Source organism: Bradyrhizobium sp. P2_E8 (assembly GCF_056403875.1).
The window spans coordinates 1-8,272 of the sequence record NZ_JBFUES010000250.1; the positions used below are offsets into that span (position 1 = coordinate 1).

Below are 8,272 nucleotides of genomic sequence, written 5' to 3' on the forward strand. Positions count from 1 at the left end.
GAGGCGGACTTCTCGTACGACTCCCTGAACTCGTTCCGCGCGCATTACGGCTCGGGCGGCAGCACCAACGTCCAGGGGCTCGACTACCGCTTCGACATCAGTCGCTCCTCGCTCAACGGTTTTGTCGACGACACCAACACCAAGACGCTCGACGTGTCCGGCCAGCTCAACTACCGGGTCTCCGACAGCCTCAAGGTCTGGGGCGCGATCGAGTACCGTGAGGATCGCGGAAAGGCCTATTGGGGCGCGCCGCTGGTGCCGATTGCCTTCAGCGGTTCACATGCAACGACGGGGATTGTCTCGGGCAACTACGTCTCGAACTTCAACAAAACCAATCTTGGAGCGGTCACGATCGACGACCGCACCTTCAACACCAACTACAACGTTCTCGACAACCGCAATGTCGCACAGGAAGTCTGGCTGCGCGGCGGGTTCGAGTTGAAACTCGCGCCCGACCTGACGCTGAAGAGCCAGGTCTATGGCTATGGTGCGGAACGGACGTGGTTCAACAACGAGGTCGAAGCGTTCAATTCGACCACCAACATGGTGGATCGAGAGCGCTTCTATGTCGCGCACAGCCAGCGCCTCGTCGGGAACATCACCGACCTGACCTGGGATGCGAATATCGCAGGTTTTGACAATCGCCTGGTCACGACGCTGTCCTCGAGCTATCTCGATTTTGTCAGGCCGGGCGCCGCCAATTTCCCCGGCGACTCCGTTTCGCTGGTCAATCCCGACCGCGGCTTTTACGGCCTGCTCACGACGCAGCAGCAGACCGCGCGCATCGACAATGAGGCGCTGTCGTTCGAGGACCGGCTGAAGCTGACGCGGACCTTCGCGCTGATCGGCGGCCTGCGCGTCGAGCATATCGGGCTCGACCGCAACTCGACCGACAAGAACGGACTGGAGAAGGCTGGCTTCCCGTTCACGAAGGACTGGGCGCCGGTGACGGGACGCATCGGCTACACCTGGGAGGCCGTGCCCGGCCTGACCTTCTTCAGCCAGTACGCGACCGGCGCTGATATCTCCGCCAACAACATCTTCCTGCTCGCGCCGATCCAGCCACTCGACCTGACGACCGCGCGCACCTATGAGACCGGCGTCAAGCATCTGTTCTGGGACAACCGGGCGGAGTGGTCGTTCTCGGCCTACGACATCCTGCGCAAGAACGTCTATGCGGCGGCCGGCGGGCAGGCGCTCAATATTGCGGGACGGCAGGAGTCGAAGGGTGTCGAGCTCGCCGCCTCGGTGCGTCCGATCGAACCTCTCCGGCTGTGGGGCAACATCGCCTATGTCGATGCGCGCTATGCCGACTACAATTTCGTCGGCGGCTCGTTCTCGGGCAACACGCCGCCGAACGTGCCGCGCATCGTCGCCAATGCAGGCGCTTCCTGGCGCTTCTTCACGTCGTGGCCGGTGGAGCTCGGCATCGTCGGCCGCCACGTCGGCGATCGCTACAACACCGACGCCAACACGGTGACGATGAACGCCTACACGGTCGGCGACGTCTACGCCTTCGTCGACATCCCCAAGACGGTCTTCAATGCCGTCGATCAGGCCCGCCTGACCTTCCGGGTGCGCAACTTCACCGACAAGCGCTACGCGATCTGGGGCGATCCGTTCTATCCCGACCAGATCCTCCTGGGCGCGCCGCGCACCTACGAGATCTCGGCGGCGTTCAAATGGTAGGGCGCTGAGCGCATGATGGGCGCGGTCGTCCTGCTGCATCGCTGGCTCGGGATCGCGTTCTGTCTGCTGTTCGCGATGTGGTTCGCGACCGGCATCGTGATGCATTTCGTTCCGTTTCCGTCATTGACGGAAGCGGAACGTTTTGCCGGCCTTGCGCCGGTTGAGCGCGTGCAGGCCACCATGGCGGTTGCCGATGCCGTGGCTGCGAGCGGGATCGCCGATCCAACGCGCGTGCGCCTGATCCAACGGAGCGACGGACCCGTCTACGTCGTGTCGGGGCCCTCGCGTTCGCACGCGGTCCGCGCTTCCGACGGGCGGGATGCGTCGGTGTCGTCGCCCGAGGTCGCGCTCGCCATCGCACAGGCGCATGCGCGCCAACGCGGGCTGGATGCCGCGCATGCGGCGATCGTTGCGCACGCAGACCACGATCAATGGAGCGTACCGAACGGCTTTGATCGCCACCGGCCGCTGTTTCGCGCGGCGCTTGGCGATGCCGCCGGAACGCAGATCTACGTCTCGTCCCGTACTGGCGAAATCGTCCTGGATACGACGCGGAGCGAGCGCGGCTGGAATCTCGTCGGCAGCGTGCTGCACTGGATCTACCCGACGGTTCTGAGAAGCAACTGGGCGCTGTGGGACGGCGTGGTCTGGACRCTATCGCTGCTGGCCCTGATCGCGGCGATGTTGGGGGCGGTGCTCGGGATCGCGCGGGTGAGGATGCAGGGACGTCAGATCTCCTCGCCCTATCGCGGCTGGCATGCTCTGCATCACATCGTCGGCCTGGCGGCAACGGCCTTCGTGCTGACCTGGATCTTCAGCGGCTGGCTTTCGATGGATCACGGCCGGCTGTTCTCGCGCGGGCAGTTGACCCCCGCGGAGGCTGGCGTGACGAACGCCTTGCCGGACTGGAAGACGGCCGCCTCGCTCGATGGGAAACCGGTATCGTCTTCAGCCCGCGAAGTCGAATGGCTTGGCTTTAACGGCATGGTCTATCGACGTGAACGGATTGGCCTCGACCAGCAGGTTTTGGTTCGGCTGAACGCCCGAGAGGCAGGCGTGTTCAGCGCGCAAGAGGTCGAGAGTTGGATGACGCGTCTTGCGCCCGGCTGCGGCGGGCCGTCCGTTCTTGCGGTCAATGACGATTATCCCGCGCAATCCATTGTCCCGGGGGCTCCCGTCTACCGTGCCCGCTGTGGCGACCTCTGGTTTGACATCGACAGCGCCGACGGCAGCGTGCTGCAAAGGCTGGATGCATCGCGGCGGGCCTATCGCTGGTTCTACGGCGCGCTGCACACGCTCGACTTTCCGGTCCTGTTGGCGCATCCGCGTTTGCGCGATGTCCTGATCGTCGGCCTCTGCGCGCTCGGGCTGGTGTTCTCGATCACCGGAATCGTCATCGGGTGGCGGCGGCTGCGTCTGTCATTCGCCAGCTAGACGGGCGCGCGCGGCGCCCGATAAACAAAAAGTGCGAAAACAACCCCATGCACAGTAGCCGGTGATAATGGAATCAACGGCTTACGCGCGTGTCGACGCGATTTGACCCGTCGGGCAAAACAGGGGTATATTGCTATTATTCCGAAATCGTCGCTACTCCTGCAACAGCGCCTCGATCTGCCGGGCGGCGCGCAGCAGCGTGCGGTCCTGGCCGCGCCGGGCGATGATCTGGAGGCCGAACGGAAGCCCGCGGGAATCGGTCCCGCACGGAATCGAAATCGCCGGCAAGCGGGCGTGATTGACGAACGGCGTGAACACGGCATGCCCGCGCGGGCTCGCGGGGCGGCCGCCGATCATATCGGGCCCCAGCTCGGTGAACGGCCATGCGACGCAAGGAACAGTCGGCGTGAGCAGCAGGTCGACTTCGGTGAAGAAGGCCGCGAAGGCATTGGCGATCGTGGCGCTTGCGATCAGCGCACCCGCAACGTCCGCGCCTGACCAGGCGAGCCCTCGCTCGATCTGCCTGGCGATGTCAGGATCGAAGACAGTCGGGTCCTTGCGGAAGGCGTCGCCATGGAGCGCCGCGAGGCCGGCATGCTGAAGCGGCATGAGGGCGTCTTCCGTCGCGCCGGCGGGCCAGACGGGATCGCGCTGCGTGATGCTGAGGCCTGCGGCGGAGAGACGCGCGATGGCGGACACCAGCCCGCCCGCGACGACATCATCGACCGCAACGTCGAGCCCAAGGCGTGGCGAGAACGCGATGCGGAGGCGCGCGATGTCATCGGGTTCTCGCGCGATGACGGCCGAATCCGGATCGCGCGGATCGACGCCGGCCATCGTCTCGAACGCCAGCGCGATATCGGCAACATCGGCGGCGATCGGTGCGATCACGGAGAGGCCGAAGAACGGTTCGGCGAAGCCGGGCCCATAGGGGATCGCACCATAGGACGGCTTGAAGCCGGCGACGCCGACATGGGCCGGCGGCCTGCGGCTGGAGCCGCCCGCATCGGTGCCGATCGCAAGCGGCACGAGACCGGCTGCGACCGCCGTGGCAGGTCCGCCCGAAGAGCCGCCCGGCGTCAACGCGGGATCGAGGGGATGCCGCGTCGGGCCGAACAGCGGCGATGTGGTGACGCCCTTGCTGGCGAACTCGGATGTCGCGCCGATGCCGGCGACGACCGCGCCGGCCTCGCGCAGCCGCTCGACCGCAATCGCATCCTGCGGCGCGATGAAATCGGCGAACAAGCGCGAGCCCTGCGTCACGCGCCAGCCACGGGTCCAGATGTTGTCCTTGACGACGATGGGCACGCCGGCAAGCCGCATTGTCTCGCCGGCACGCAGGCGCTCGTCGACCGCGGCGGCATCGGCCAGCGTGCGCGCGGGATCGATCGTGACCACCGCGTTCAACGCCTTGGCGGCCTCGATCCGCGCGAGCGCGGCCTTTGCGGTCTCGACGGCGTTCGTCCGTCCGGCCGCGACATCGGCCGCGATCTCGCGGGCGCTATGTGCTGGCTTTGTCATGGCCTCCCCAGATCAGCGCCACTGTGCCGCAGAGAGCGAGGCAGGCCAAGGCGAAGAACGCCGCGCCAAGGCCGGCCACACCGTCCAAGATCGACACCACGGCCGGCGCCGCCAGCAGGCCGGCATAGGACGCGGTCAGCACCGCGCCGGTGGTCTCGCCGATCCGGTCCTGCGGGGCGAGGCGGGCGATCTCGGCGATGAAGACGCCGTTCCAGCCCGATGCCGTCAGGCCGAACAGCGCCGCCACTGCGAACTGCCAGGTGCGGCTGAGCGATCCGCCGTCGAGGCCAAGCAGCGCAGCGCAGAGGGCCATGCCGAGGCCGATGACGATGAGCACGGCGCGGGAGGCGTCGAGGCGCATGGCGACGTAGCCCCAGCCGAGCCGGCCGATCAGACCGCCGGCCTGCGCGCAGGCGAGCGCCATACCGGCCTCGATATGGCTGAGGCCAAGCTCGCGCGTGCCGAGCGTGACGAAGACCGTGTTGAGCGACACCTGCATCGCGCTGAACGGCATCGAGGCCAGCGCCAGCATTGCGATGCGCCGGTCCGCGGTCACCAGCGCCAGCCGCGCGCGCAGATCGAGCTTTGGCGGCGGGACGATCTTGCCGGCATAGGCCGGCCGCAGCCACTCGAACAGCGCAATCGCGAGCAGCGCCAGGGCGGCAACGGCCGCATAGCACCAGGCGGGCCCGAACACGATGGCGATTGCGGGCAGGGCCAGCGAGCCGCAGACCGCGCCGATCTGGTTGCCGGTCTGCCGCACCGAGAAGACGAAGGCGCGGCGCTCGGCGGTTACGAGCCGCGCCAGTAGCGCCGCGCTTGCGGGCGTCTCGGGCCCCATGGCGAGGCCGAGGCAGAGGCCTGCGGCCAGCAGGGCGGCGCTCGATCCGAGTGAAGCCAGCGCCATGCCGACGACGATGGCCGCCGCGCACAGGCTCGCGATCCGCAGCGAGCCGACCCGCGCGATGAAGCCGCCGCCCCAGAACGAGGCGGGGATACCGACGGCGAACACCGCGCATGAGAACATCGAGAGCTGCCAGACCTCGATATGGGCGCGCGGCGCGACCACGCCCGGCGCGAACAAGGCGAGCGCGACCAGCGCCTGGAGCGAGGTCATCGCGCCCAGGGCTGGCAGCAGTGCTGGCCGAGCGGCAGCGTTTCCGTCTATCATGGTGGCGCGCTCAGCGGAGGAACATGGTGGCAGGCGGTATTTCCATTCACGCGGTCGATGTGGCAAGCGGACAGCCCGCGCAGGGGCTGCGCGTCGAAATCTGGCGGATCGATCCCGACTCCTCGCGCATCGCCGACGGGCGGCTCGGCGCCAACGGCGTGCTCGATCACCCCATTGCGCAGGGCGCCGGTGTGACGGCCGGCGAGTACGAGGTCCTGTTTCATCTCGGCGAGTTCTTTAGCGACAGCGGCGGTTTTCTCACGGTGACGCCGTTCCGCTTCCGCATCAAGGAGGTCGACGAGCATTTTCACCTGCCGCTGAAATTCACGCGCTGGGGTTATTCGCTGTTCCGCGGCGCCTGATCAGTTCGTCAGCCGCCGCGACAGGCCCGTGACGCGCTCCATGACGGCGACCAGCGCGACGGTCGCGATGATCAGCACGCCCGACAGTGCGGCGATGGTGACATCCAGCTTGCCTTCGAGATCCTGCCACATCCGGATCGGCAGCATGTCGGTGGCGGCATCGCGCAGGAACAGCGAGACCGGCACGTTGTCGAAGGACGACATGAAGGCGATGAAGGCGCCCGCGATGATGCCCGGCCGGATCAGCGGCAGCACGATCCGACGGAACGTATAGAGACGGCTGGCGCCCAGCACCGCCGAGCTCTCCAGCAGGGTCGGCTCGAGCTGGGCGAGCGCTGCGATCGTATTGCGCACCACATAGGGAACGCAGACCACGGTGTGGCCGATCACCAGCGTCAGCGGCGACACCGGCAGGCCGACCAGCGAGAACAGCATCAGGGCGGCAAGCCCGAAGGCCAGCGCCGGCAGGACCAGCGGCGACATGAAGAGGGAATCGAGCAGCCGTGCCGACAGCGTCCGCGAGCGCGAGATCGCAAGCGCGGCGGCGACGCCGAGGACGACGGACAGGCCCGTCGCCCACAGCGCGACGATGAGGCTGTTCTTGGCCGCGAAGTGCAGCTGCCAGGCATTCCACAGTTCGGCGTACCAGCGCAGCGAATAGCCCGGCGGCGGGAAGCGCAGCGAGAAGCCGCTGGTGAAGGAGACGATCAGCACCACCAGCGACGGCGCGATGATGATGATCAGCGCGATCACCGCGATCACGGTCATGACCAGCTCGAAGCTGATCGCCTCCAGGGTGCGCTTGCGACTGCTCATCACGCGCCTCCATAGCCGCGCGACATGCGGCCGAGCGTGGTGAAGACGGAGACGACCGCGAGCACGGCGAGCAGGAAGATGATCGAGATCGCGGACGCAAAGGGCCAGTTCTGCAGCGTCGAGGCCTGCTGATAGAGATACATCGGCATGAACAGCATCTGCCCGCCGCCGATCAGCGACTGGGTGATGAAGGCCGTGATCGCCGCGGCATAGGTCAGCGTGCAGCCGGCGATCACGCCCGGCAAGGACAGCGGCAGCACGATCCTGAAGAAGGTGCGCCAGCTTCCGGCGCCGAGCGAGCAGGAGGCATCGTCGAGATTGGGATCGATGCGGCCGAGCGCGGTGATCAGCGGCAGCGTCATCAAGGGCATCTGCACCTGCGCCAGCGCGAGCACCACGCCGAACTGGGTGTAAAGCAGTTTTAGAGGGGTATCGATGATGCCGAGCGATTGCAGCGTCGCGTTGATGATGCCCTGGCGGCCGAGGATGACGATCCAGGCGAAGGTGCGTACCACGACGCTGGTCAGGAGCGGCAGCAGCACGATCAGGATGATGATGGTCTGGAGCTTTGGCCCGACCCGCTGGTAGAGCCAGGCAATGGGAAAACCGAGCACGAGGCACACGGCCGTGACCTCGGCGCCCAGCAGCAGCGTCGAGCCGAGCACCCCCAGGCTGAAGGGATCGGTGAGGAAGTGCAGGTACTGGCCGAGCCCCCAATGGAGCCCGGCCGTGTCGTTGTGCAGCGAGAGCCAGAGCAGTTGCAGCAGCGGCGCCACGAAGAAGACCAGGAAGAACAGCGCCAGCGGCACTGCCAATCCCATGCCGTAGGTGGTCACGTCCCGTGATGCCGGTGCTGCACCCATCGTCAGGTCCTTAAGCTCTCTCAGATCTTGATCTCGCGGTTGAAACGCTCGATCCAGGCCGAGCGCTGCTCGTTGATCTTCTTCCAGTCCTGGAACACGAACTTCTGCTTCAGCTCGGCCGTGTCCTTGGCGAGCACGCGCGCGATCTCGCCGCCCATCGTCACCTTGGAGTTGGTGGGCACGATCAGGTAGGGCGGGTTCATCAGCGTGGTCTGCACCTCCGGCGTCAGCGCCGCCTCGATCAGCTTGAAGGCGAGCTCGCRGTTCGGCGAGTTCTTGACGATGTGAATCGTGGTCTTGAAGGCGATGGCGCCTTCCTTCGGGGCCACGAACTCGACCGGCACGCCGCGCGCTTTCAGGATCTGGATGGCGTTGAAATTGCCGGGCGAGATGTCGATCTGGCCCTGCTGGAACAG

8 protein-coding genes are annotated in these 8,272 nt (G+C 66.5%); 3 read left to right on the forward strand and 5 right to left on the reverse strand.

All coding sequences use genetic code 11. The features are described from left to right. Together AC1D00_RS16025 and AC1D00_RS16030 are read left to right on the forward strand one after the other, a co-directional pair. The coding region (locus AC1D00_RS16025) for a TonB-dependent receptor (protein ID WP_477011343.1) at window positions 1–1,689 on the forward strand (1,689 nt) is incomplete at its 5' end. Window positions 1,690–1,701: 12 nt separating this feature from the next. Continuing rightward, on the forward strand, window positions 1,702–3,123 hold the full coding sequence (locus AC1D00_RS16030) for a PepSY domain-containing protein (protein ID WP_477011344.1): 1,422 nt from the start codon (window positions 1,702–1,704) through the stop codon (window positions 3,121–3,123). A 153-nt stretch (window positions 3,124–3,276) separates the two neighbouring features. On the opposite strand, the gene AC1D00_RS16035 is transcribed toward AC1D00_RS16030, so the two are convergent. Beyond that, the gene (locus AC1D00_RS16035; RefSeq protein ID WP_404554551.1) at window positions 3,277–4,644 is read right to left on the reverse strand and encodes an amidase; all 1,368 of its coding nucleotides are present in this window, start codon (window positions 4,642–4,644) and stop codon (window positions 3,277–3,279) included. Beyond that, on the reverse strand, window positions 4,625–5,815 hold the full coding sequence (locus AC1D00_RS16040) for an MFS transporter (protein ID WP_477011345.1): 1,191 nt from the start codon (window positions 5,813–5,815) through the stop codon (window positions 4,625–4,627). Before AC1D00_RS16040 ends, AC1D00_RS16035 begins: the two co-directional genes overlap by 20 nt. A 26-nt stretch (window positions 5,816–5,841) precedes the next feature. On the opposite strand from AC1D00_RS16040, the gene AC1D00_RS16045 reads away from it, so the two are divergent. Then, window positions 5,842–6,177: a hydroxyisourate hydrolase gene (locus AC1D00_RS16045; RefSeq protein WP_027549002.1), complete on the forward strand. Its 336-nt coding sequence runs from the start codon at window positions 5,842–5,844 to the stop codon at window positions 6,175–6,177. Here the strand turns inward: AC1D00_RS16045 and AC1D00_RS16050 are convergent, their stop codons facing one another. From AC1D00_RS16050 to AC1D00_RS16060, 3 genes are all read right to left on the reverse strand, one after another. After that, entirely contained in the window at window positions 6,178–6,993 is an 816-nt protein-coding gene (locus AC1D00_RS16050) for an ABC transporter permease (protein WP_477011346.1), read from the reverse strand. Continuing rightward, window positions 6,993–7,856 carry an ABC transporter permease gene (locus AC1D00_RS16055; protein ID WP_477011347.1) on the reverse strand — a complete coding sequence of 288 codons (864 nt, stop codon included), beginning with the start codon at window positions 7,854–7,856 and terminating at the stop codon, window positions 6,993–6,995. The genes AC1D00_RS16050 and AC1D00_RS16055 overlap by 1 nt, the downstream gene beginning before the upstream one ends. A gap of 20 nt (window positions 7,857–7,876) precedes the next feature. Next, window positions 7,877–8,272: extracellular solute-binding protein (locus tag AC1D00_RS16060; RefSeq protein ID WP_477011348.1), on the reverse strand; the 396-nt coding region annotated here is incomplete at its 5' end.